Below are 24783 nucleotides of genomic sequence, written 5' to 3'. Positions count from 1 at the left end.
GCTCCGTCAGTCGCCCAGCACCCGCCGCAGGTAGTCGTTGCCGAACAGCCGGTCCGGGTCGAGCCGGTCGCGCACCGCGGTGAACTCCGCGAAGCGGGGGTACGCGGCCGACAGGTACTCGGCGTCGCGGGTGTGCATCTTGCCCCAGTGCGGACGGCCGCCGTGCGCCGTCATGATGCGCTCGACAGCGGTGAAGTAGCCCTGGTAGGGCGTGCCCTTGTACATGTGCACCGCGATGTAGGCGCTCTCCCGGCCGAAGGCGGTCGAGAGCGGGATGTCGTCGGCGGGGGCGGTGCGCACCTCCACCGGGAAGCTGATCCGCAGCGGCGAGCGCTCGACCATCGCCCGTACCTCGCGCAGCGCCTCCACCGCCGCCTCGCGCGGAACGGCGTACTCCATCTCCACGAAGCGGACGCGGCGCGGGCTCGTGTAGACCTTGTACGGAATATCCGTGTATGTACGGGCGGACAGGGCGCGGCTGGAGAGCTTGGCGATCGCGGGGACGGTGCGCGGCACGGCCCGGCCCAGCGAACAGACCACCTGGAAGAGCCCGTTGGACAGGAACTCGTCCTCGATCCAGCCGGCCACCTTTCCGGGCGGGGCGGCGGGGCCCAGGCTGCGGTTGTTGCGCTTGGTGCTGCAGTTGCCGGTGTGCGGGAACCAGTAGAACTCGAAGTGCTCGTTCTCGGCCACGAGCGCGTCGAACTCCGAGGTGACCTTGTCGAAGGCCATCGGCTCCTCGCGGGCGGTCAGGAAGAAGACCGGCTCCACGGCGAAGGTGAGCGCGGTGATGATGCCGAGCGCGCCGAGGCCCAGCCGGGCGACCGCGAAGACCTCCGGATTCTCCTTCTCCGAGCAGGTGAGGATCCGGCCGTCGGCGGTGAGCAGCTCAAGTGCCTTGATCTGGGCGGCGAGCGAGGCCGAATCACGGCCGGTGCCGTGGGTTCCGGTGCTGGTGGCACCGGCCACCGTCTGCTCCATGATGTCGCCCATGTTCGTCAGCGACAGGCCCTCGCGGGCCAGCGCGACATTGAGCCGCTTGAGCCCGGTGCCCGCCTCCACCGTGACCGTGCCGGCCTCGCGGTCGATGTGCCGGATGCCGGTGAGCAGGTCGGGGCGGATGTGCACGCCGTCGGTGGCGGCGACGGCGGTGAAGGAGTGGCCCGTGCCGACCGGCTTCACCTTCAGTCCTTCGGCGGCCGCCCTGCGTACCGTCTCGGCGAGTTCCTCGACCGAGGAGGGGGTCACCGCCCGCGCGGGGCGGGCGGTGACGTTGCCCGCCCAGTTATGCCACGCGCTGTTCGTCCTTGTGGTGTCGCTCATCGGCGCCGTGCCCTCCCCGAGTCGGTGCCGGCCTGCCGAGCCGGCGGTACCCCAGGAACGCCACCGCGGCCGCGAGAGCCCCCGACACGACGGGCACCACGTACGCCGCGTCCGCCCCCATCCCGTCGACCGCCCACCCTGCGGCGGACGAACCGAGCGAGACGCCGACGGCGAGACCCGTACTGGTCCAGGTCATGCCCTCGGTCAGCTTGGTGCGGGGTACGTGCTGTTCGACGAGGGCCATCGTGGTCACCATCGTCGGTGCGACGGCCAGGCCCGCGACAAAGAGCGCCACGGCCAGAAACGGCAGGTTCCCGGCCAGTTGGAGGGGGATCATACTCACGGCCATCGCACACACACCCAGCAGCCACCTCTTTGTGGCTGCGCCCTTGAAGTGCAGCAGCCCGAACACCGCGCCCGCCAGGCACGATCCGAGCGCGTACGCGGCCAGCACCAGGCTCGCCGCAGCCTTGTGGCCCTGCTCCTCGGCGAACGCCACGGTGACCACGTCGATCGACCCGAAGACGGCGCCGATGGCGGCGAAGGTGGCCACCAGGACCTGGAGCCCGGCGGACTTCAGCGCCGAGCCGCCGTTGCCGCCGGGCCCACGCGGATGAGGAACCGGCTCGGTGGCGCGCTGGGAGGTCAGCCAGAAGACGCCCACCAGCAGGAAGACGCCCGCGATCAGCGGCCCCGCCTCCGGGAACCAGGCCGTGGACAGACCGATCGAGGCGATCGGCCCGAAGATGAAGCACACCTCGTCGGCGATCGACTCCCAGGAGTACGCGGTGTGCAGCTCGCGCGGCGAGCCCCGGTAGATCGCCGCCCAGCGGGCCCGGACCATCGACCCGACGCTGGGCACCGTGCCCGCGCCCGCCGCGAACACGAACAGCGTCCAGTCGGGGGCGCCCTGCTGGGCGCAGACCAGCAGCCCGGCGACCGCGACGGCGGAGATCAGCGTCGCCGGGCGCAGTACCCGGCTCTGCCCGTGCCGGTCGACCAGCCGGGAGATCTGCGGGCCGAACACGGCGGCGGACATCGCGAGCGTCGCGGAGAGCGCGCCCGCCAGCCCGTAACGGCCGGTGAGCTGGGAAATCATGGTGACGATGCCGATGCCCATCATGGACAGGGGCATCCGGCCGAGCAGGCCGGCCGCCGAGAACCCCTTGGAGCCGGGGGCGGCGAATATGGCGCGGTAGGGACTGGACAACTGAGGTTTCCGCCGATCAGGCGCGCACGGGGGGCGGGCGCCGACAACACGTGTAAATGGTTCGTACAGATATCCGTACAGGTTACGTACCGAATCGGCGCTCCGACAGTGTGATCTGTGTCGGGTGCAGGCGCTCCCGAGGCGGGTGGCAGGATCGGGGGCATGCCTGATCAGCCCGACGCAGTCCTCGAAACGGCGCCCGACGCAGCGCCCGACCCGGCCCCTTACGACGCCCTGCTGCTGCTCTCCTTCGGCGGCCCCGAGGGCCCGGACGACGTGGTTCCGTTCCTGCAGAACGTGACTCGCGGCCGGGGCATCCCCGAGGAGCGCCTCAAAGAGGTGGGGCAGCACTACTTCCTGTTCGACGGGATCAGCCCGATCAACGAACAGAACCGCAAGCTGCTCGACGCCCTCCGCGAGGACTTCGCCGCGCACGACCTGGCAGGCCTCCCGGTCTACTGGGGCAACCGCAACTGGGCCCCGTACCTGACCGACACCCTGCGCGAGATCACCCGTGAAGGACACCGCCGCATCGCCGTCCTCGCCACCAGCGCGTACGCCTCGTACTCGGGCTGCCGCCAGTACCGCGAGAACCTCGCCGAGTCCATCGCCCTCCTCAAGGAGGAGGGCCTGGAGCCGCCGCGCGTCGACAAGCTGCGGCACTACTTCAACCATCCCGGCTTCGTACGCCCGATGGCGGACGGCGTCCTGAGGTCCCTGGCGGAACTCCCCGAGGCCGTGCGCGCGGGCGCCCACCTCGCCTTCACCACCCACTCCATCCCGACCGCCGCCGCGGACACCTCGGGGCCGGCCGAGGCGCACGGCGAGGGCGGCGCGTACGTCGCCCAGCACCTGGACGTCGCCCGGCTGATCGCCGAGGCCGTGCAGGAGGCGACCGGCGTCGCGGACCGCCCCTGGGAGCTGGTCTACCAGTCGCGCTCCGGCGCCCCGCACATCCCGTGGCTGGAGCCGGACATCTGCGACCACCTGGAGGCCCTGCACGAAGCGGGCGCCCCGGCCGCAGTCATGGTCCCCATCGGCTTCGTCTCCGACCACATGGAAGTCCTGTACGACCTGGACACCGAGGCCACCGCGAAGGCCGCCGAACTGGGTCTGCCCGTCGCCAGGTCCGCGACCGTCGGCGCCGACCCGCGGTTCGCCGCCGCCGTGCGCGAACTGGTGCTGGAACGCGCTGCGGGCGAGCGCGGCGTCACCGTCCGGCCCTGCGCGCTGGGCGCGCTCGGCCCGAGCCACGACCTGTGCCCGGTCGGCTGCTGCCCGGCGCGGGCCCCGAAGCCCGCCGCCGCGGGCGCCGACAGCCCGTACGCCTGATCCGTACCGCCGGGAGACCTGATCCGTACCTCTGGGAGAGCCGTGACCGACGCCCTGCAGAACGAACTGCTCGCCATCGCCCTGGAAGCCGCCCGCCGGGCCGGTGCACTGCTGCGCGACGGCCGCCCCGACGACCTCGGGGTGGCCGCCACCAAAACCAGCTCCGTCGACGTCGTCACCGAGATGGACATCGCCGCCGAGAAACTGATCACCGGCTTCCTCGCCGAGAGGCGCCCCGACGACGGGGTGCTCGGCGAGGAGGGTGCCTCCTCCGAGGGCAGCAGCGGCGTCCGCTGGGTGGTCGACCCGCTCGACGGAACCGTGAACTACCTCTACGGACTGCCCACTTGGGCCGTCTCGATCGCCGCAGAGTATGAGGGAGAGACGCTGGTCGGCGTCGTCGAGGCCCCGCTGCGGCGCGAGACGTACCGCGCGGTGCGAGGCGGCGGCGCGTACTGCGACAGCCCCTCGGGCACCGGCCGGAAGCTGAGCGTCCGCCCGGCCCCGCCGCTCGACCGGGCACTCATCGGCACCGGTTTCGGGTACCTCGCCGAGCGGCGGAAGCGGCAGGCCGAGATCGCCGGACGGCTGATCCCTGGCTTCCGCGACATCCGGCGCGGCGGGTCGGCGGCCATCGACCTGTGCGACGTGGCGGCCGGGCGGCTCGACGGGTACTACGAGCGTGGGCTCAACCCCTGGGACCTGGCGGCCGGCGACCTGATCGCCCGCGAGGCGGGCGCCCTGACCGGCGGCAGGCCGGGAGAGCGCCCCTCGGGGGAGCTGGCCCTCGCGGCCCCGCCCGGCGTCTTCGAGCCGCTCCAGAGGCTCCTCGACGAGCTGGGCGCCTGGCACGACTGATGCGGCGCCAGACATGCGGAGGGCCCCGATCCGGACGTACCGGAAACGGGGCCCTCCGTACAAGCGTGGGACGCCTCAGGCGGCCACATTGACCGCCACGCCGTGCTCGGCGGCGATCCGGTGCAGGTCGTTGAGCTCCTCCTGCTCGACGTCGACCAGGAAGTCGTCGCCGGCGTCACGGGCCCGGGAGAGGTCCGACTCGGTGTCCTTTATGCGGTTCAGGAGACTGGTGGTGAAGGCGTCCATGTGTGTGCCCCCTCGTCATGGGTCGGTGGCACGGGGGTGTGCCGAGGGTAGTGCGATCACGGGCACTCCCTGTGGCGTAGCGCATTCCCTCCGGTGGACATTCCCTCGGGAACGTCCCTCGGGGAACAGAGCGGGCTGTGGCGCGCCAAATACGGGGCGTGATCGCGGGGTGTTCTGACGTCCTCCCCGCGCCGCACCTCAGGGAAACCTCAACTGCCCCGAGAATCATGGAAGTCGTACTTCCGCACCGGGCCCGCAGCGCCCCCTGAGAGCTGGTACAGGCCGTCTTACAGCCGGTTTACGGCCGAAACGGGCAGGATGGGGGTCCACACACCCCTGCCCACGAGGGCACCAGAGGAAGGACCCGACGTGCGCGTACTCGTCGTCGAGGACGAGCAGCTGCTCGCCGATGCGGTGGCCACCGGACTGCGCCGGGAGGCCATGGCCGTCGACGTCGTGTACGACGGCGCCGCCGCCCTGGAACGGATCGGGGTCAACGACTACGACGTCGTGGTTCTGGACCGCGACCTCCCCCTTGTGCACGGCGACGACGTCTGCCGCAAGATCGTCGAGCTGGGCATGCCCACCCGCGTCCTGATGCTCACCGCGTCCGGCGACGTCAGCGACCGGGTGGAGGGCCTGGAGATCGGGGCGGACGACTACCTCCCCAAGCCCTTCGCCTTCACCGAGCTGACCGCCCGGGTGCGCGCCCTGGGCCGCCGTACCACCGTGGCGCTGCCGCCCGTGCTGGAGCGCTCCGGCATCAAGCTCGACCCCAACCGGCGCGAGGTCTTCCGCGAGGGCCGGGAGATCCAGCTCGCGCCGAAGGAGTTCGCGGTACTGGAGGTGCTGATGCGCAGCGAGGGCGCCGTGGTCTCCGCCGAGCAGCTCCTCGAAAAGGCCTGGGACGAGAACACCGACCCGTTCACCAACGTCGTGCGGGTCACCGTGATGACCCTGCGCCGCAAGCTCGGCGAGCCGCCGGTCATCGTCACGGTGCCCGGCTCCGGCTACCGGATCTGAGGCGCGGGTGAAGACCGTACCGGCACCACCGGCAGCCCCGCCGAAACCCTCCTGGGACCCCCGCCAGCCCGAGCAGGCCTTCCCCTGGATCCGCTCGACGATCCGGATAAGGCTCACGCTGCTCTACGGCGGCATGTTCCTGATCGCGGGCATCCTGCTGCTGTCGATCATCTACCTGCTGACCGCGCAGGCCCTGCGGGACGGCACCCAGCAGGCCGACTTCCAGGTCACCGGGCAGAACATCCACCTCTCCAGCTCCACCTGCCCCGCCCTGAACCAGGCGCAGAACGACGAGCAGCTGAACGCGATGCTGCGCTCCTGCCTCGGCAGTCAGCGCCAGGAGGCCCTCAACGACCTCCTGAACCGCTCCCTGCTGGCGCTGGTCGGCCTCAGCGTCATCGCCTTCGCCTTCGGGTACGCGATGGCCGGCCGGGTCCTTTCGCCGCTGGGCCGGATCACCCGTACCGCCCGCCGGGTGGCCGGTACGGACCTGTCCCGGCGCATCGAGATGGACGGCCCGGACGACGAGCTGAAGGAGCTCGCCGACACCTTCGACGAGATGCTCGACCGGCTGGAGCGGGCCTTCACCGCCCAGCAGCGCTTCGTCGCCAACGCCTCGCACGAGCTCAGGACGCCCCTCGCCATCAACCGGACCCTGCTGGAGGTCCATCTCTCGGACCCGGGGGCCCCGGTGGAGCTCCAGCAGCTCGGCAGGACGCTGCTGGCCACCAACGAGCGCAGCGAGCAGCTCGTGGAGGGCCTGCTGCTGCTCGCCCGCAGCGACAACCAGATCGTCGAGCGCAAGCCCGTGGACATGGCCGAGGTCGCCACCCGCGCCCTCGACCAGACCCGTGGCGAGGCCCAGGACAAGGGCGTGGAGCTGCGCGGGGAGCAGGAGCCCGCGGTCGTACAGGGCAATGGGGTCCTGCTGGAGCGGATCGCGCTCAACCTGGTTCAGAACGCGGTGCGGTACAACGTGGCGGACAATGGGTGGGTCGAAGTCACCACCGGGATCGAGCACGGGCAAGCGGTACTGGTGGTGTCGAACACGGGTCCAGTGGTTCCCGCGTACGAGATCGACAACCTCTTCGAGCCGTTCAGACGGCTGCGTACGGAGCGAACGGGCAGTGACAAGGGCGTCGGCCTGGGGCTGTCCATCGCGCGCAGCGTCGCGAGGGCTCACGGAGGCCGTATCATCGCGGAGCCCCGCGAGGGCGGCGGCCTTGTCATGCGCGTCATGCTGCCGGTGTGACACCCGGCCGAGGTGCTTGGCGAAGCCGTCAATGTGTTCGCTTTAAGCGGAATTTTCGGGACGGAAACCCGATGACTCCGTGTGTGATCGATCACAGGTCGCACTTTCCGCCCACCTACTCTCCGTGATCACCAACCCTCCGCAAATCCGGGAAAACTCCGGGTTTCCAGGGGGTGAGATCACGGGAAGTACACGGGGTGGCGCACGGACGGTGCGACATTCGGACCGTGTACGGTCCCGATCGCCATCCAAGACGATCACCCCGAGGGGTGCGTCTCAGGTGTCGATTGAGTAACAGACCTTGATGTGAGGCAAAATCTCCGCCTCAGGTCGGGCACAAGTCCGGCCTCTCACGCGTTACTGCGCTGGAGACACCGCAACCACCCAGAGGGGGAGAGCGACATGGCAACGGATTACGACACCCCACGTAAGACCGATGACGACCTCAACGAGGACAGCATCGAAGAACTCAAGGCACGGCGGAACGACAAGTCGAACACGACCGTCGACGTCGATGAGTTCGAGCAGGCTGAAGGCCTGGAGCTGCCCGGCGCGGACCTTTCCAACGAGGAACTGTCCGTCCGTGTGCTGCCCCGGCAGGCCGACGAGTTCACCTGCATGAGCTGCTTCCTGGTCCACCACCGCAGCCAGCTGGCCCGCGAGAAGAACGGCCAGCCGATCTGCCGCGACTGCGACTAGGACGGGGTCGGCCGTGACTGGCGCGACACCGTTCAGGAAGCGGCCTTTCCGGCGCAAGAAGGCGTCGGAGGCACAAGAGGCACAACCGGGCGGCAGTGGCCCGACGGACGCCGCACAGGCGTCCGCCGAGTCCACCGCGCTCGTGCCGTCCTCCCACCGGGAAGCCCCTCAGGGGGAACCCTCCCAGCGGGAAGACGGCGACTTGAGTGACGCCGCCGGCGCACATGACGCCGAGCAGGGCCTCCCGGCCCGGCTCGGCGACGAGAAGGGGCCCGTGACCGGGGCCCGGCGTCTGGCGGCCCTCAGGCGGGGCGTACCCGCCCTCAAACAAGGTGTACCTGCTCTCAAGAAGGGCGTTCCCGCTCTCAGGCAGGGCGTACGGAAGGGCGGGGAGGGCGCGAAAGCGGCTCTCGTCCATCTCACCGACCGGGTCATCGAGAACGCACCGCGCGTTCCCGTCCGGGACCTGGCGACCCTGCGCAGGCAGTTCCCCGGGCTCGGCCCGGAGCAGCTCGCCGACAAACTCGTGGCGGGCGCCTCCAACGGCACGTCCACCGTGGGCGCGGGCGTCGGCGCGGCCGCGATGCTGCCCGTACCGCCGGCCATGCCGGCCGAGCTGGCCGCCGAAATCACCGGCGTCGCCGCGATCGAGCTCAAGCTCATCGCGGAGCTGCACGAGGTCTACGGACAGCGGCCGCCGGGCAACCTCAAGCAGCGCACCATCGCCTACCTGGGCTCCTGGGCCGAGGAGCGCGGCGTCGACATCACCAAGCCGACCACGCTCAACGTGGCCCTCGGCGGGCAGATGAAGCGCGAGCTGCGCCAGCAGATCATGAAGCGGATGGTGCGGAACCTGCCGAACCTGATGCCGTTCATGGTGGGGGCGGCGGTGGGGGCGGTGATGAACCGGCGCGACACCAGGAAGCTTGCCGAGCGCATTCGGGGGGATCTGCGTACGCGGCAGGTTCCGTGGGATGCGTTGGAGCTGCCGGCGCTGGACCATGCGCGAGAGCTCAAGGAGTTGGAGGGGTAGCTCCCGCAGGCGGGTCTGTGGTCGGCCGGCCGCGCCCCTGAAAGCCCCCTACGGGGCTTCGGTCCGTGCGGCGGTGAGTACGTCTGCCAGGGCCTGGGGGTGGCGGGTGGAGAGGTAGGCGTACGGGGTCGGGTCGGTCGGGTCCGTGATCTGTACCCGCAGTGCGGTGGGGATGTAGCTGCGCAGCAGCATGAAGGCGCGCAGATCGGCCTTGTGGGTCCGCCAGGCGCGTGCCTCCTCGGCGTCCAGCACCTCGGCGTCGCCGAGTGCGGCCACCGGGATCCTGGCGTCGCCGGCGACCAGCGAACCGGCCACCACCCTGATCCGCACCGAGCCGTAACTGCTGACCAGCGCACCCGTGAGGAGGATCCCGCCGATCACCCCGCCCAGCATCGGCAGGGGGCCCACCGGCAGCAGGATCAGCCCGCACGCGATCCCCGCCAGCACGGTGACGAGCCACCAGGAACGGGGTGCGGTCAGGCGTTCTTCGTAGGACTGCATAACGCTTAGCTTGGCACGGCGCGACCTGCGCATCCCTACGCGGGGCTGGACAGGTGGGGCACAGGGGTGGACCGAATGACTTCCGTGCGGCAAACCGAAGTAAGGTCTGCGCCTGTGAGTACTGAGAACCCCCGGGGGGCGACCGGCGGACGCCCGGCCGGCTCCACGGCCCTGACGCCCCCGGCCGATGCCATAGCCCCGGTCCGGCACCCCGACGCCCCGGCCCCGGGAGAGCTTCTCGGCGCGCACTACGAGCACTGTTTCGGGTGCGGCGAGGGCGAGCCGCACGGGCTGCACCTCCAGGCGCGGGCCGGCGAGGGACCCGGTGTGCGGGTCTCGGCGGAGTTCACCGTCCAGCCCGCCCACCAGGGCGCTCCGGGCCTCGCCCACGGCGGCGTACTGGCAACGGCGCTGGACGAGACGCTGGGCGCGCTGCAGTGGCTGCTGCGGGTGATCGCGGTGACGGGACGGCTGGAGACCGATTTCGTACGCCCCGTACCCGTCGGCACCGTGCTGCACCTCGACGCCGAGGTGACCGCCGTGCACGGCCGCAAGATCTACTCCACGGCGACCGGACGGATCGGCGGCCCGGACGGGCCCGTTGCGGTCCGTGCGGACGCCCTCTTCATCGAAGTCAAGGTCGACCACTTCATCGACAACGGCCGCCCGGAGGAGATCCGCGCGGCCATGGCCGACCCCGATCAGGTCAGGCGCGCCCGCGCCTTCGAGGTGAACCCATGAGCCGTAACCCCGTAGACGTACTGATCCGCAGGGTCGACCCCGACGTACCCCTGCCGTCGTACGGGCATCCCGGCGACGCCGGGGCCGACCTGGTCACCACCGAGGCGTGCGAACTCGCCCCCGGTGAGCGGACGGTGCTGCCCACCGGTGTCTCGATCGCGCTGCCCGACGGGTACGCCGCCTTCGTGCACCCGCGTTCGGGGCTGGCCGCCCGCTGCGGTCTGGCCCTCGTGAATGCCCCCGGGACGGTGGATGCCGGGTACCGTGGGGAGATCAAGGTGATCGTGGTCAATCTGGACCCGCGCGAGAGCGTGCGGTTCGAGCGTTTCGACCGGATTGCCCAACTGGTCGTCCAGCAGGTCGAGAAGGTGCGCTTCCACGAGGTCGCGGAACTTCCCGGTTCGGCGCGGGCCGCAGGGGGTTTCGGGTCGACCGGCGGTCATGCCGCGGTGGGTGGACCCGCTGCCGGCGGACCGGTGGGCGGCTCGGTGAAGGGCACCACGGACGACTCAACGGGTGGGAACTCATACGCTTCGGTCGTTAACGACCGGGAAGGACAGTGACGTGTTCGGACGTCGCAAGAAGAGCGAATCCGCCGAGGACGAGGCGGGCGTGACCGAGCAGGTCGCCGTCGAGGCCGAAGAAGGCGCGGAGGGTGAGGTGCGCAGGTCCAACCTGCCGCCGGCGCCCCGCCCCGACGGCCCCTGGGACGTCTCCGAGGTCTCCGAGCCCGGCGAGGGCCGGGTCGACCTGGGCGGCATCTTCGTGCCCGGGGTCGAGGGCATGGAGCTTCGGGTGGAGGTCGCGGGCGACGCGATCGTGGCCGCGACGGTCGTACTGCGCGACAGCGCGGTCCAGTTGCAGGCCTTCGCCGCGCCCAAGAAGGAAGGCATCTGGGGCGAGGTCCGCGAGGAGATCGCCACCGGCATCACCTCGCAGGGCGGAGTCATCGACGAGGTCGAGGGCCCGCTGGGCTGGGAGCTGCGCGCCCAGGTCCCCGTACAGCTGCCGGACGGCAACAGCGGTGTGCAGATGGTGCGCTTCGTCGGCGTCGACGGCCCCCGCTGGTTCCTGCGCGGAGTGATCTCCGGGCAGGGCGCGGTGCAGCCCGAGGCCGCGGGCGTACTGGAGCAGATCTTCCTGGACACCGTGGTGGTACGGGGCGAGGGGCCGATGGCGCCGCGCGACCCGATCGTCCTGAAGCTCCCGGACGACGCGCAGATGGTCGCCGAGGGCGTTCAGCAGGAGGAGCAGGCGGAGTCCCGCTTCTCCGGCGGTATGGGGCAGTTGCAGCGCGGCCCCGAGATCACCGAGGTGCGCTGAGGCGCTTCAGGACCTGAGGCGCTTCAGGACCTGAGTCGCTTCAGGACCTGAGCCGCTTCAGGGCTGAGGTGCTGGGGGTTCGTACGGCCGGTGGCCCGCATACCCGCAAGGGGTGCGGGCCACCGGCCGTTTTGCCGTAACTCCTTTGGGGCAGGCCGGAGTTGACGACCCCGGGCCATTGCGTGACGCACGGTCCGCCTCCCATACTGTGGCGGATCGTACGGGGGAGGAACGGGGCTGTGAGCACACTGTGCAGACCCTGGCGCGGGTGGGGCGGCCGGGGTGCCTGAGGATGTCGCGGACCGGCCAGGAGCCGGTGCTGCTGGGGGTGCTGGGGCCGCTGGGAGCGCTCCCAAGGGGGCCCGCAGGAGGACGCCCGTCGTGGTGCGCTGGGGGCGGCACCACGCCCTGGTGCTCTGCGCCGCGGCGCTCGCCGTGCTGCTCGCCGCGACCGTGCTCGCCGCCCTCGCCGCCCTCACCGAGAACGCCGTCGAGGGCGGCATCCAGCGCCGGCTCGCCGCCGACCGGACGGCGGCGCTCCGGATCCTGGGGGACCACCCCCAGGCGGGCGGGGCCGCCGAATACGCCCGTACGGACACCGCGGTACGGGCGGCGGCCGAGCGGACCTTCGGCGGTGTGCCGCACCGCACCAGGTCGGTCCTGCGGGCCCCTTCGGCGTTCGCCGCGGAGTTCGGCGTGGTCGACGCGAGCGGCCGGGAGCGGGACGACGTCACGGTCGCGGTGGTTTCGGTGGAAGGGGCGGGAGCGGACGGCGGGCCGGCCGCGGGCAGCGAGGCGCGGCTGGTGGAAGGGCGGTGGCCGGGCAATGGAGACGCCGGAGGGCGGCTGGAGGGCGCGCTTCCCGTGGAACTCGCCGCACGGCTCGCTCTGAGTCCGGGCGACGCCTTCGCGTTCGCACTGGACGAAGGGCGCCGCGTGCAGGCCAGGATGACCGGCACGTACGACAGCAGCGGCGGCAACCCGGCGCTGTGGCGCGGAGCGGCCGGCTCCTTCGGCGACACCGGCCACCTGGTCCTCGTACCGCGCAAGGCGTTCCTCGCCGAACCCCGGTTCACCCGCAACGCCAAGGACCTCTGGCTGGCCGTGCCCCGCGCCGACCGGGTGCGGCTCGGTGACATCGCCCCGCTCAGCCGGAGGGTGTACGGCTTCGCGGGGAGCGACACCGCCCTCTCCGTCTTCCAGGGCGCCAAACCGCCCGAAGGCGTGAAGATCACCGTCGACGGGGGGCTGGGAAACTCGCTGGACCTGCTGGAGACGCCCATCGCGGTCTCCCGGGCCGGCCTCTACATCCCGGCGAGCCTGCTCGCCGCACTGGCCGCCGCCGCCCTCGTCCTCACCGCCCGCCAACTCGCCGAACACCGGCGGCCCGAACTGGCCCTGCTCGCCGCGCGCGGCGCGGGAACACCCCGGATCGCCGGCTCCGCCGTGGCCCACTGGGTCGCCGTGGCCGTGCCCGCCGCGCTCGCCGCACCGTTCCTGGCCGGGCCGCTGCTCGGGGCGCTGGCCAGGACCGGGCTGCTCCCTGGCGACGTACCGGAATCGGCCCTGCTCGCCCTCGGCTGGTCGATGGCGCTGCTGGCGGTACTGGTGCACGGGGCGGCGATGCTCGCTCCCGCCGTACGGGCGGCGGGCGACCGGGAGGCGATCGCCAAACTCCGGCGCAGAATGGGCCGGTGGGCGGGGGCACAGCGGGCCGGCACCGACCTGGCGCTGGCCGTCGTCGCCGTCCTGGGCTGGCTCCAGCTGCGCCAGTACCGCACCCCCGTGGGCGACAGCGGGGTGGACCCCGTACTGGTCCTCGCCCCCGTCACCATGACCTGCGCCTCGGCGCTGCTCGTGCTGCGGCTGCTGCCGCTCGTCGCCCGCGTCACCGAACCGCTCGCCGGGCGCGGCCGCGGACTCGTCCTGCCGCTCGGCGGCTGGCAGATCGGCCGCCGGGCGTCCGGGCACGCGGGCCCCACCCTGGTGGTGGCGCTCGCCCTGGCGGTCGGGGCGCTCAGCAGCACCTCGCTGGCCATGCTGGACCGGGGCGACCACGACCAGGCTGTGTTCGCCGTCGGCGCGGACCTGCGGATCGCGCCGGACCACTCCGGCGGGCCGCCGTCCGGCGAGCGGCGCGCCGCATACGAGGCGCTGCCCGGCGCGAGCGCCGTCACGCCTGTCTTCGAGACCGAGGGCACCGTCAACGAACAGTTGACCGGCATCACCTCCTTCCACACCGGCACGGGCCCCGTGCCCACGCTCCGGGGCGACCTCGCCGACCGGCCCCTGGCCGACCTGCTCGCCCCCCTGGGGAATTACGTGCCCGAGCACGGGGCGACGCTGGATCCGAAGGCGCACCGGGCGGAGCCGGGCCGGCTGCCGCTGCGGGTACGGCTGTCGGCGGACGGGCCCGGGACGGCGGGGCCCGTACGGCTCACGGTCGACTTCGAGGACGGCGACGGTCTCACACACCGGAGCACGACCCTTTTGCAGGTCAACGGCGGGCGCGCCCGGACGGTTCCCCTGCCGCTGCCCGTCCTGCCGGAACGAGGCGGTCCGGTCCGCCTCGTCCAGGTCGGCCTGAGCATGAAGGGCGAAACCCTGCAGCGCACCTACCGGCTGACCGTCGATCAGGTGCCGGGACTCGGTGAACGGCCCGACTGGCGGGACGTCGAACGGGTCACGCCCGCCGCGCTCGCCGCCGCGGGCTGTCCCGGTGCCGGCACACCCCCACCCGGCGTCCGGCAACCGGCGGGCCCGGTCCTGTGCACCGACACCAAGCGCGCCGGAACCCTGCTGGACTCGGTGGTGCGCGGTCCGCAGCTGCCCGCCCAGTTCCCCAAGTGGGGCGTCACGCTCGTGCCCCAGCCGCCGGCCGGCACCGCGCCGCCCGTCCCCGCGCTCGCCACCGACGCCCTTCTGGACGCCGCGCACCTCGCCGTGGGCGGCACCGTCAAGGTGTCCGTGGCCGGGCGCGCCCTGAACTTCCGGATCACCGGCCGGATCGCGGCCGTGCCGGGCACCGACCGCGCGGCCCCGCGCCTGCTCGCCGACTCCCGGGTGGTCGCCGCCCATCTCGTACGGGCCGGGATGCTGCCGGAACGCGAGCAGGCGTGGTGGGTGTCGGTGCGCGGCGGCGACTCCTCGCCCGCGCTGCACGCCGCACAGCAGAAGCGGTACGGCACCGTCGTCGACGTACCGCGGACACAGCGCGAGCTGGCCGCGGACCCGCTGCGGGAGGGGGCGCGCGGGGCGCTCACCCTGTGCCTGATGCTCGCCCCGGCCTTCGCGGTCGTCGCGTTCACCCTGCACACCGCGCTCTCCGCACGCGCCCGCCAGCGCGAGTTCGCCCTCTTGAGGGCGCTGGGCGTACGGCGCGGACAGCTCGCCGCCTACCTGTGGACCGAGCAACTGTGCATCGCCGCCGTCGCGGCCGTCCTCGGCACGGTCCTCGGCACGGTCCTCGCCTCCGCGATCATGCCGCTGGTCACCGTCGACGCGGAGGGCAGCACCGTCTTCCCGTGGCTGCTGACCGAGGTTCCCTGGGGGAGGGTCGGGCTCACCGTCGCCGCGACGACCGCACTGATCTGCGTGGTGGTCACCGTGGCGGCGCGATTCCTGGCGCGTACCGACCTGGCACGGGTGCTGCGCGCGGGGGAGGACCGATGAGTACCGACAGCTGCCTGAGGGCGGCGGCAGGGCACCCCGCCGTGCGCCATGCCCGCGCCGAACTGCCCCTGCGGCTCTGCCTCACCGTCCTCACCGCCCTGCTCGCCCTCGTCGCCTCCGCAGGCCCCGCCGTCCTCGACAGGCTCGCCGGGAACGCGCTGGCCTCCCGCCTGGCAGGGGCCCAACGTGCCGCGCCGGGACTCGAGTTCTTCGCCACCTTCCACCCGGCGGACAGTGACGTGCCGCCCACCGGGGGACTCGCGGGCGACCTGGCGGCGACCCGCGACCGGATCGTGGGTGCCGCGGGCCCGCCCCTGGAGGGCAACCTCATCCCCGACTCCACCCGGGTCGAGATCCCGGCGGGCACCGCCCCTGCGCCCGGAGGTGCGGCCGCCTTCACCCTGCTCCTGCCCGACGACGCGCCGCCCCCGAACACGTACGCCCAGGGCCGTCCCCCCTCCGCCACAAGCGGTGCGCTGGAGGTCGCCGTCTCCACCCGCACCCGCGACGCTCTCGGACTGCGCCTGGGCCAACAGCTCGTCCTGACCTCCCCGCCGGGGTTCAAGCGGGCGGAGGGCACCGCGCGCGTGGTCGGCTTCTTCGCCCCGAAGGACAGCAGGCTGCTGCGTGAAGTGCCGCTGCTCGCCACCCCGTTGCCGACCTCCGCGCCGGGCGCCTCCCCGACCTGGCAGGCCTTCGCGGTCGTCGGCCCGGCCGCCGTCGAACAGATCCAGGAGCAGCAGGTCTTCGACCTGCTCGCCGTCTGGCGGCTTCGGCTGGCGTTCGGCGCCACCGCCGCCACCCCCCTGGCGACCGGCGAAGGGAGTACCGCGCTGCGGCAGGCACTCGACAGCTACCGGGAGGACGCGGGGGTGCAGTTCTGCACCCAGGTCTACGCCTGCGAGATCGGACAGCACCCGGCGGAAGTGCTCCAGAGCACCAGCCCCCTGGTGAAGGCCCTCGACCGGTTCGATCAGGACTGGGCCCGCGTCAGGGTGCTCATCGCCTTCGCACCCGCCTCGCTGTTCTGCGTGGGCCTCGCCGCCTGCGCCGTCGCCGCACTGCTCGCACTGCGCCGCCGCCTCCCCGAGCTCCGGCTGCGCCGGGCCCGCGGCGCGTCCGCGTCCGGCCTCGCGGGCGCCGCCGCGGCCGGGACCGCACCGCTGGTACTGCTCGGGTGGGCCGCAGGGGTCCTCCTCGCGCGCCTGTACGCACCCGAAGGCACACCGCCCCCGGGCTTCCTGACCGCCCTGTACCTCGCCGTCGCCGTATGGCTCCTGCTGCCCGCGCTCACCTGGTACGCGCTGCGCGACGGCGCCCTGCACGCCCCGATCGGCACCCGCGCCCGCCGCACCCGCAGCGCCGCCCTGCGCCGCCTCACCGTGGAAGCGGGGCTGCTGCTGCTCACCGGGATCGGCGTGTACACCCTGCGCTCACGCCCCACCGCCGCCGAACCGGACCTCCCACTCGCCCTCGTACCGGCCCTGCTGGGGGTCGCGGCGGTCATCGTCCTGGTGCGCTGCTACCCGCCCCCGGTACGGGCCGCGGCCCGCTGGTCGGCTCGCAGAAGGGGCACCGTGCCGCTCGTCGCGCTGTCCCGGGCCGCCCAGGACGCCCCGGCCCGCGCACTGGCCCTGCTCGTCCTCGTCACGACCCTGGCCACCGCGGTCTTCGGCGGCCTGGTCGCGCAGACCCTCACCGAGGGGCGCCGCGACGCCGCCCGTTGGCACACCGGAGCCGACGCTTCGTACACCGCCGAACGTCTCGACGCGGGTACCGTCCGACGCCTTTCGGCGACGCCCGGAGTACGGCACCGGGTCGCCGCGAGCCTCCGTACGGCCGACCTGAAGAACGACCGCGACGGGTCCAGCACCGGCACCGTCGACCTGGTGTCCCTGGACGGCGCCGCACTGCGCAGGGCGGTCCCCGGCTCCGCGGCGGGCCGCGCCCTGGCGGCCGTCCGTCCGGGCGGCGGCCGGGAGATCCCGGTGCTCGCGGGCCCCGAACTGCTCCAGGGCGGTGTCTACCGGGCCTGGGTGCGCGGCACCGACGCCTCCATCAAAGTGGTGGGAGCGCTGCCGCCCGACGCCGTCCGGGACGACGTACTGGGACCGCTGCGCCAGGGGTCGGACGCGCCGCTGCTGCTGGCCGACGAGGCGGCACTCGCCGCCCTGGGCCCGCCCACCGTGCACAGGGCGGCACTGCTGCTGTACGGGCCGCGCATCGACGCCCGAGCGCTGCGCTACCTGGTGCCCCGCGCGGAGACCTCCGCCGTCGGCACCCTGCGCATCCTCGCGGACGAGGAGGCCGCGGTCGGCGGCGACGGGGTGCTGTCCGCGGTGACGACGGCGTACCGCCTGTGCACCGCCGTCACCGTGCTGCTGGCCCTGTTCGCCCTCGTGCTCGACCTGCTGCTGTCCGCACCCGAACGGGGGCGCACGGCCGCCCGGTTGCGCACCATGGGGCTCGGCGACCGCGCCACGGGCGCCCTGCACCTGCTGCAGCTGCTGCCGATGGTGCTGGCCGCCGCGGTCGGCGGCGGCGCCCTCGGGCTGCTGCTGCCCGGACTGCTGGGCCCCGCACTGGACCTGCGCAGCTTCGCCGGGGGCCCCTTCGCGCCCGCGCTGCGCACCGACTACGCCGCGTTCGCGGCGCTGGGCGGCGGGTTCCTGCTGCTGGTCGCGGCCGCCGTGGCGGTGGAGACCGCGATGGCCCGGCGCCGCAGGCTCACCGCCGTACTGCGACTGGGGGAACAGACATGACCGGCACCGGGCCGACCGAGGACCCGAGCACTTCCCAAGACACTTCCAAAGACCCGAGCGCTTCCACGGCCCGGAGCACCTCTTCGGAACTGAGTGCTCTTGAGGAGCGCGCCAGGGCGGGCGCGGTGCCCGTCGTCGAGGAGGGGCTGATCGTCTGCGACAACGTCGTGCGCGTCTACCGCACCGAGGACGTCGAGGTGCAGGCCCTCCAGGGACTCGACCTGGCCGTCGACGAGGGCGAGTGCGTCGCCCTGGTGGGCGCGTCCGGGTCCGGCAAGTCGACGCTCCTTTCGATCCTCTCCGGTCTCGACCTGCCCACCGCCGGGCGGGCCAGGGTCGCAGGACACGACCTGCTCACCATGGGCCGCGCCGAGCGGCTCGGCTACCGCCGCAAGACCGTCGGCTTCGTCTGGCAGCAGACCGGCCGCAACCTGCTGCCGTACCTGACCGCCCTGGAGAACGTCACGCTGCCGATGAGGTACGCACGCGTGCCGCGCCGCAAGCGGGCCGGGCAGGCGCGCGAACTGCTGGACGCGCTCGGCGTGGGGTACTGCCAGGACCGCCGCCCGCAGGAGATGTCCGGCGGTGAGCAGCAGCGCGTCGCCGTCGCCGTGGCGGGCGCCAACAGCCCGCGCGTGCTGTTCGCCGACGAGCCGACCGGTGAACTCGACACCGCCAGCGGCGAGGAGGTCTTCGCCGCGCTGCGCCGGGCCAACGAGGAACTCGGCATGACCGTCCTGGTGGTGACCCACGATCCGCTGGTCTCCGAGCAGGTCAGGCGCACCGTGCGGATCAGGGACGGCCGGACCGCCACCGAGACCCTGCGGGCCGCGGGATCGGCGGACGGCGAGGAGTTCGCCGTACTCGACCGGGTCGGCCGGCTCCAGCTGCCGCGCGAGCACATCGAGCGGTACGGGCTGCGCGGCAGGGTGCGGCTGACCACTGAGAGCGATCATGTCGGGGTGTGGCCGGGCACCTCGAAACCGCCCCGGAAACAGGGAACTTGAGCGGTGGGACGTCCGTTGTCGGACACAGGGGCAACATTTGCCGCACGGATGTGCGGTACGAGCGCGGGAGCCGACGATGACCGAGAGCACGAGCAGCAGCACGGGCACTGCCACGCTGGTGGACGACCCGGCCGGTGCGCCCATGGTGCGGGTGGAGGACCTGCACCGTTCCTTCGGCACCGGGGCCGCGGCCGTGCACGCGCTGCGGGGCGTCTCCTTCACCCTCCCGCGCGGCGAACTGGTCGCGCTCAAGGGCCGGTCGGGCTCCGGCAAGACCACCCTGCTCAACCTCGTGGGCGGCCTCGACAAGGCGGACGGGGGCAGCGTCGTCGTCGACGGCACCGACGTGGGCGCACTCGGGGAGAGCGGGCTGCTGGAGATGCGCCGGGACCGCATCGGCTTCGTCTTTCAGTCCTTCGGCCTGATACCGATCCTGAGCGCCGCGGAGAACGTCGGGGTGCCGCTGCGGCTGCGCAAGACCGACCCCAAGGAGCGCGAGGAGCGCGTCGCCCTGCTGCTCTCCCTGGTCGGCCTCGCCGACCATGCGACGCAGCGCCCCGGCGAGCTCTCCGGCGGCCAGCAGCAGCGAGTCGCCATCGCCCGCGCGCTGGCCAACCGGCCCGCCCTGCTGATCGCCGACGAGCCGACCGGGCAGCTCGACGCGGAGACCGGTCTCGCCGTCATGGAGCTGCTCCGCGCGGTCGTCCGCAGCGAGGGCGTGACCGCCCTGGTCGCGACGCACGACGCCCAGCTGCTCGGCCTCGCCGACCGGGTGCTCGAACTGCGCGACGGCCGGATAACCGACGGCGGCGGGGCGACCGACGGCGCCTGAGCGCGCGGGCCGGGCCCGGGGGCCGCGTACGAGGGCCGGGTACGAGGCCTGGCGGGGGCCGCGTACGAGGGCCGGGCCCGGACAGGACGCATCAGAATCGCGTCAAGGCGCCCCCTTGGCCTGCGACCTGTCCGATAAGTCCCCTTCGCTGGCCTTAAGGTCGAGAGCAGTGCACGCTGCATCTTTCGAAAGGCAGCTGCTTTCGAAAGACAATGGGGCCATGGGACGCGGGACGCGCGGAAGACTCAGGATCTACCTCGGGGCGGCACCGGGCGTCGGCAAGACGTACGCGATGCTCTCCGAGGCCCACCGCCGGGTGGAGCGCGGCACCGACTGTGTCGTCGCCTTCGTCGAGCACCACGGCCGGCCGCGCACCGAGGTGATGCTGCACGGCCTCGAAGAGGTGCCCCGCCGCACGATCGAGTACCGCGGCACGACCTTCACCGAGATGGACGTCGAAGCGGTCCTGGAGCGCGACCCCGCCGTCGCCCTCGTCGACGAGCTCCCGCACACCAACGTCCCCGGCTCCCGGCACGCCAAGCGCTGGCAGGACGTCGAGGCGCTGCTCCAGGCCGGCATCGACGTCATCTCCACGGTCAACATCCAGCACCTGGAGTCGCTGGGCGACGTCGTCGAGTCGATAACCGGGGTGCGCCAGCGCGAGACCGTCCCCGACGAGGTGGTCCGCCGCGCCGACCAGCTCGAACTGGTCGACATGTCCCCCCAGGCGCTGCGCCGCCGGATGGCGCACGGCAACATCTACCAGCACGACAAGATCGACGCGTCGCTCTCGAACTACTTCCGCCCCGGCAACCTCACCGCCCTGCGCGAACTGGCGCTCCTGTGGGTCGCCGACCGGGTCGACGAATATCTCCAGCAGTACCGCGGCGAGCACAACATCCGCTCCACCTGGCAGGCCCGCGAGCGCATAGTCGTCGGCCTCACCGGCGGCCCCGAGGGCCGCACCCTCATACGCCGCGCCTCCCGGATGGCGGCCAAGGGCTCCGGCAGTGAAATCCTCGCCGTGTACGTCGCCCGCAGCGACGGCCTCACCGCGGCCTCGCCCAAGGAACTCGCCGTTCAGCGGACCCTCGTCGAGGACCTGGGCGGCACCTTCCACCACGTCATAGGCGACGACGCCCCGAGCTCCCTGCTGGAGTTCGCCCGCGGCGTCAACGCCACCCAGATCGTGCTCGGCTCCAGCCGCCGCAAGACCTGGCAGTACGTCTTCGGCCCCGGCGTCGGCCAGACCGTCGCCCGCGACTCGGGGCCGGACCTGGACGTCCACATCGTCACCCACGACGAGGTCGCCAAGGGCCGCGGCCTCCCGGTCGCCAGGGGGGCCAGGCTCGGCAGCTCCCGCATCCTGGCCGGCTGGCTGGTCGGCGTCGCGGGACCGGTCCTGATGACCCTCCTGCTCACCAGCCTCAACAACGGTCCCGGCCTGGCCAACGACGTTCTGCTCTACCTCTTCCTGACCGTCGTCGCCGCCCTCCTCGGCGGCCTGCTGCCCGCCCTCGCCGCCGCGGCCGCCGGCTCCCTCCTCCTCAACTACTTCTTCACCCCGCCCACCCGCACCCTCACGATCGACGACCCCAAGAACATCGTCGCCATCGTGATCTTCTTCGCGGTCGGCGTCTCCGTCGCCTCCGTCGTCGACCTCGCCGCCCGGCGCACCCACCAGGCGGCCCGGCTGCGCGCCGAGTCCGAGATCCTGTCCTTCCTCGCGGGCAGCGTGCTGCGCGGCGAGACCTCCCTGGACGCCCTCCTGGAGCGCGTCCGGGAGACCTTCGCCATGGAGTCCGTGGCCCTGCTCGAACGCGAGAGCGACGTCGAGCCGTGGACCTGCGCGGGCAGCGTCGGCCCCAAGCCGTCCGAACGCCCCGAGGACGCCGACGTGGACATGCCCGTCGGCGACCACATGGCGCTCGCCCTCTCCGGCCGGCCGCTGCCCGCCGAGGACCGCCGGGTGCTCGCCGCGTTCGCCGCCCAGGCCGCCGTCGTACTGGACCGCCAGCGCCTCGTCGGTCAGGCAGAGGAGGCGCGCAGGCTGGCCGAGGGCAACCGGATACGCACCGCGCTCCTCGCCGCCGTCAGCCACGACCTCCGTACGCCACTGGCCTCCATCAAGGCCGCCGTCACCTCTTTGAGGAGCGACGACGTGTCCTGGTCCGACGCGGACGAGGCGGAGCTGCTCGCCGGCATCGAGGAGGGCGCCGACCGCCTCGACCACCTGGTGGGCAACCTCCTCGACATGTCACGCCTCCAGACCGGCACCGTCACCCCGCTCATCCGCGAGACGGACCTCGACGAGGTCATTCCGATGGCGCTCGTCGGCGTCCCCGACGACAGCGTGGAGCTGGACATTCCGGAAACCCTGCCGATGGTCGCCGTCGACCGGGGCCTGCTGGAGCGGGCCGCCGCCAACATCGTCGAGAACGCCGTCAAGTACAGCCCGGACGGCGTCCCCGTCGCCGTCGCCGCCAGCGCGCTCGGCGACCGGGTGGAGGTCCGCGTCACCGACCGGGGACCCGGCGTGCCCGACGACAACAAGGGGCGCATCTTCGAGCCCTTCCAGCGGTACGGAGACGCCCCGCGCGGCGCCGGGGTCGGCCTCGGCCTCGCGGTCGCCAGGGGCTTCGTCGAGGCGATGGGCGGCACGCTCACCGCCGAGGACACCCCCGGCGGCGGCATGACGATGGTCCTCACCCTCAAGGTGGCGGCGGGCCAGACGCTCGTACGCCCCGACTTCCCGGCCCAGGTCGTCTCATGACCGCACCAGCCCGTACGGCCCCGACACAAACGACAGCAGTGAGGAAGGTCCCCATGACCAGGGTGCTCGTGGTCGAGGACGAGCCGCAGATCGTGCGCGCCCTCGTGATCAACCTGAAGGCGCGCAAGTACGAGGTGGACGCGGCCCCCGACGGGGCCACCGCCCTGCAGCTCGCCGCCGCCCGCCACCCCGATGTGGTGCTGCTCGACCTGGGCCTGCCCGACATGGACGGCGTGGACGTCATCAAGGGGCTGCGCGGCTGGACCCGGGTGCCCATCCTGGTGCTGTCCGCCCGGCACACCTCCGACGAGAAGGTCGAGGCGCTCGACGCGGGCGCCGACGACTACGTCACCAAGCCCTTCGGCATGGACGAACTCCTCGCCCGGCTGCGCGCCGCCGTCCGCAGGGCCGAACCGGTCGGCACGGCGGAGGAGGGCGACGTCCTCATAGAGACGGCGGGGTTCGCCGTCGACCTCGCCGCGAAGAAGGTGCACCGGGAGGGCCGCGACGTCCGGCTCACCCCCACGGAGTGGCACCTCCTGGAGGTGCTCGTACGCAACACCGGCCGGCTGGTCAGCCAGAAGCAGCTCCTCCAGGAGGTCTGGGGCCCGTCGTACGGCACCGAGACCAACTACCTGCGGGTCTACATGGCCCAGCTCCGCCGCAAACTGGAGGCGGACCCGGCCCACCCGCGGCACTTCATCACGGAACCGGGGATGGGGTACCGCTTCGAGCGGTGAGTTTCGAGCGGTAGGCGGGTGGCCTCCGCTGCGAGTGGTGATCGTGACTACGGCGGGTGACCCCATTGGTCCCGTCCCCGGTACGCTTCCCATATGAGTGCCGTACCTCGTCCCGAGAAGTCGACCGGGCGGTTCCGCCGGATGCTAGACCGTCTGTCCACCTCCCAGGAGGACCTGCACTGCACGGAGCTCCAGGAGGACACCCACTCCGTCGGCTGCACCCCCATATCCGCCTGCGACGACCGACAGATCGTCAAGGTGACTGGTACGTTGCGCACGGTCACCCTGCGCCCGCGGGCCGGAGTGCCGGCCCTGGAGGCCGAGCTGTTCGACGGCACGGCCCCCCTGGACGTCGTCTGGCTGGGCCGCCGCTCCATCGCGGGCATAGAGCCCGGCCGCAAGCTCATCGCCTCCGGCCGGATCTCCATGAGCCACGGCCGCCGGGTGCTCTTCAACCCCAAATACGAACTCCGACCGCTCGGACAGGAGTAGCCGGTGACGTCATTCGACAAGCCGACCACGACCCCCCACGGCGACGACGCCGCGCAGTCCTATGACGCCGCGCAGCCGTACGTCGTCCCGCAGGACGCGCCCCCGCAGGACCCCGCCACGAAGGCGGCCACCGAGGCCGCCCTCTTCGAGGCGTTCGGCGGCGTCCGCGGCATGGTGGAGACGGTGCTGCCGGGCCTGCTGTTCGTGACGGTCTTCACGATCAACAAGGACCTGCACATCTCGGCCATCGCGGCCCTCGGCGTCTCGCTCCTGATGGTCGTGGCCCGGCTGGTCCGCAAGGACTCCATGAAGCACGCCTTCAGCGGCGTCTTCGGAGTCGCCTTCGGTGTGGTCTTCGCGATGATGACGGGCAACGCGAAGGACTTCATGCTGCCCGGCATGCTCTACACGCTGGGCCTCTCCGTCGCGTACCTGGTCACGGCGCTCGCAGGGGTGCCGCTGATCGGCCTGATCCTCGGCCCGGTCTTCAAGGAGAACCTCTCCTGGCGGACCCGCAACCCCGGCCGCAAGAAGGCGTACACCAAGGCGAGCTACGCCTGGGGTCTGATCCTGCTGACCAAGTGCGCGATCCTCTTCCCGCTGTACTGGTGGGCCGACACGACCAAGTTCGGCTGGGTGGTCGTCGCACTCAAGATCCCGCCGTTCCTGCTGGCCGTCTGGCTGACCTGGGTCTTCCTGGCGAAGGCACCCGCCCCCATCGACGTCTTCGCGGAGATGGAGGCCGAGGAAAAGGCCGAGAAGGCCGAGAAGGAGCGCAAGGCGGCCGCCGCGCAGCAGCGCGAGCTCTGACAGGCACGAGGCCGCCCGATCCGACCGGCGTACGAGGAGGGGCCCGCACCGTTTCCATACGGACGCTGTTGGCGAATGTGGGCCCTGTGTTTCGCCCCACCGGATTTATCCGGTGGGGCGAAGTGCTGCCAGAGGGCTGGTTCGGGTGCGGGCC

The 24783-nt window shown here is 72.3% G+C and carries 21 protein-coding genes; 17 read left to right on the top strand and 4 right to left on the bottom strand.

Annotated features, from left to right (window positions below):
- Positions 1 to 6: 6 nt before the first annotated feature.
- Positions 7 to 1323 carry a D-arabinono-1,4-lactone oxidase gene (locus AB0D18_RS28960; RefSeq protein ID WP_362424793.1) on the bottom strand — a complete coding sequence of 439 codons (1317 nt, stop codon included), beginning with the start codon at positions 1321 to 1323 and terminating at the stop codon, positions 7 to 9.
- Positions 1286 to 2533 (bottom strand): MFS transporter, encoded by a 1248-nt coding sequence (locus tag AB0D18_RS28955; RefSeq protein ID WP_362424791.1) that lies wholly within the window; start codon positions 2531 to 2533, stop codon positions 1286 to 1288. Before AB0D18_RS28955 ends, AB0D18_RS28960 begins: the two co-directional genes overlap by 38 nt.
- 162 nt (positions 2534 to 2695) lie before the next feature.
- Between AB0D18_RS28955 and AB0D18_RS28950 the strand changes: the two genes are divergently transcribed.
- Together AB0D18_RS28950 and AB0D18_RS28945 are read left to right on the top strand one after the other, a co-directional pair.
- On the top strand, positions 2696 to 3865 hold the full coding sequence (locus tag AB0D18_RS28950) for a ferrochelatase (RefSeq protein WP_362424788.1): 1170 nt from the start codon (positions 2696 to 2698) through the stop codon (positions 3863 to 3865).
- Between the two features lie 42 nt (positions 3866 to 3907).
- Complete coding sequence (locus AB0D18_RS28945) at positions 3908 to 4723, top strand: inositol monophosphatase family protein (protein WP_362424785.1); 816 nt, start codon at positions 3908 to 3910, stop codon at positions 4721 to 4723.
- Positions 4724 to 4798: 75 nt separating this feature from the next.
- On the opposite strand, the gene AB0D18_RS28940 is transcribed toward AB0D18_RS28945, so the two are convergent.
- Positions 4799 to 4969 carry a hypothetical protein gene (locus AB0D18_RS28940; RefSeq protein ID WP_362424782.1) on the bottom strand — a complete coding sequence of 57 codons (171 nt, stop codon included), beginning with the start codon at positions 4967 to 4969 and terminating at the stop codon, positions 4799 to 4801.
- Between the two features lie 369 nt (positions 4970 to 5338).
- Between AB0D18_RS28940 and AB0D18_RS28935 the strand changes: the two genes are divergently transcribed.
- The 4 genes from AB0D18_RS28935 (at position 5339) to AB0D18_RS28920 (ending at position 8976) form a co-directional block, all read left to right on the top strand.
- On the top strand, positions 5339 to 5992 hold the full coding sequence (locus AB0D18_RS28935; RefSeq protein WP_362424780.1) for a response regulator transcription factor: 654 nt from the start codon (positions 5339 to 5341) through the stop codon (positions 5990 to 5992).
- Positions 5993 to 5999: 7 nt separating this feature from the next.
- Positions 6000 to 7244 carry an ATP-binding protein gene (locus AB0D18_RS28930; protein WP_362424778.1) on the top strand — a complete coding sequence of 415 codons (1245 nt, stop codon included), beginning with the start codon at positions 6000 to 6002 and terminating at the stop codon, positions 7242 to 7244.
- A gap of 402 nt (positions 7245 to 7646) precedes the next feature.
- The gene (locus AB0D18_RS28925) at positions 7647 to 7943 is read left to right on the top strand and encodes a DUF4193 domain-containing protein (protein WP_185026814.1); all 297 of its coding nucleotides are present in this window, start codon (positions 7647 to 7649) and stop codon (positions 7941 to 7943) included.
- A 13-nt stretch (positions 7944 to 7956) separates the two neighbouring features.
- A complete protein-coding gene (locus tag AB0D18_RS28920; RefSeq protein WP_362424776.1) occupies positions 7957 to 8976 on the top strand; it encodes a hypothetical protein in 1020 nt (339 codons plus the stop codon).
- A 48-nt stretch (positions 8977 to 9024) separates the two neighbouring features.
- Here the strand turns inward: AB0D18_RS28920 and AB0D18_RS28915 are convergent, their stop codons facing one another.
- On the bottom strand, positions 9025 to 9477 hold the full coding sequence (locus AB0D18_RS28915; protein WP_362424774.1) for a DUF3093 domain-containing protein: 453 nt from the start codon (positions 9475 to 9477) through the stop codon (positions 9025 to 9027).
- 114 nt (positions 9478 to 9591) lie between these two features.
- Between AB0D18_RS28915 and AB0D18_RS28910 the strand changes: the two genes are divergently transcribed.
- The 11 genes from AB0D18_RS28910 (at position 9592) to AB0D18_RS28860 (ending at position 24629) form a co-directional block, all read left to right on the top strand.
- A complete protein-coding gene (locus AB0D18_RS28910; protein WP_362424771.1) occupies positions 9592 to 10218 on the top strand; it encodes a PaaI family thioesterase in 627 nt (208 codons plus the stop codon).
- A complete protein-coding gene (gene dut, locus AB0D18_RS28905; protein WP_362424768.1) occupies positions 10215 to 10781 on the top strand; it encodes a dUTP diphosphatase in 567 nt (188 codons plus the stop codon). The genes AB0D18_RS28910 and dut overlap by 4 nt, the downstream gene beginning before the upstream one ends.
- Before the next feature lies 1 nt (position 10782).
- Positions 10783 to 11541 (top strand): DUF3710 domain-containing protein, encoded by a 759-nt coding sequence (locus AB0D18_RS28900; RefSeq protein ID WP_362424766.1) that lies wholly within the window; start codon positions 10783 to 10785, stop codon positions 11539 to 11541.
- 381 nt (positions 11542 to 11922) lie between these two features.
- A complete protein-coding gene (locus AB0D18_RS28895) occupies positions 11923 to 15213 on the top strand; it encodes an ABC transporter permease (RefSeq protein WP_362424763.1) in 3291 nt (1096 codons plus the stop codon).
- Complete coding sequence (locus tag AB0D18_RS28890) at positions 15210 to 17975, top strand: FtsX-like permease family protein (RefSeq protein ID WP_362424760.1); 2766 nt, start codon at positions 15210 to 15212, stop codon at positions 17973 to 17975. Before AB0D18_RS28895 ends, AB0D18_RS28890 begins: the two co-directional genes overlap by 4 nt.
- Positions 17972 to 18982: an ABC transporter ATP-binding protein gene (locus tag AB0D18_RS28885; protein ID WP_362424758.1), complete on the top strand. Its 1011-nt coding sequence runs from the start codon at positions 17972 to 17974 to the stop codon at positions 18980 to 18982. The genes AB0D18_RS28890 and AB0D18_RS28885 overlap by 4 nt, the downstream gene beginning before the upstream one ends.
- Before the next feature lie 76 nt (positions 18983 to 19058).
- Complete coding sequence (locus tag AB0D18_RS28880) at positions 19059 to 19814, top strand: ABC transporter ATP-binding protein (protein WP_362424755.1); 756 nt, start codon at positions 19059 to 19061, stop codon at positions 19812 to 19814.
- Between the two features lie 220 nt (positions 19815 to 20034).
- Positions 20035 to 22587, top strand: coding sequence for a DUF4118 domain-containing protein (locus tag AB0D18_RS28875; RefSeq protein WP_362424752.1), 2553 nt, complete (start codon positions 20035 to 20037; stop codon positions 22585 to 22587).
- 53 nt (positions 22588 to 22640) lie between these two features.
- Positions 22641 to 23327 (top strand): response regulator, encoded by a 687-nt coding sequence (locus AB0D18_RS28870; protein ID WP_362424749.1) that lies wholly within the window; start codon positions 22641 to 22643, stop codon positions 23325 to 23327.
- A gap of 93 nt (positions 23328 to 23420) precedes the next feature.
- The gene (locus AB0D18_RS28865; RefSeq protein ID WP_362424746.1) at positions 23421 to 23819 is read left to right on the top strand and encodes an OB-fold nucleic acid binding domain-containing protein; all 399 of its coding nucleotides are present in this window, start codon (positions 23421 to 23423) and stop codon (positions 23817 to 23819) included.
- A gap of 3 nt (positions 23820 to 23822) precedes the next feature.
- On the top strand, positions 23823 to 24629 hold the full coding sequence (locus AB0D18_RS28860; protein ID WP_362424744.1) for a DUF3159 domain-containing protein: 807 nt from the start codon (positions 23823 to 23825) through the stop codon (positions 24627 to 24629).
- Positions 24630 to 24783: the final 154 nt, after the last annotated feature.

This window comes from Streptomyces sp. NPDC048442, from assembly GCF_040651475.1.
GTDB lineage: Bacteria > Actinomycetota > Actinomycetes > Streptomycetales > Streptomycetaceae > Streptomyces.
Note: the sequence above shows the minus strand (reverse complement) of the source record. Positions and strands in the feature narration are given on the sequence as shown.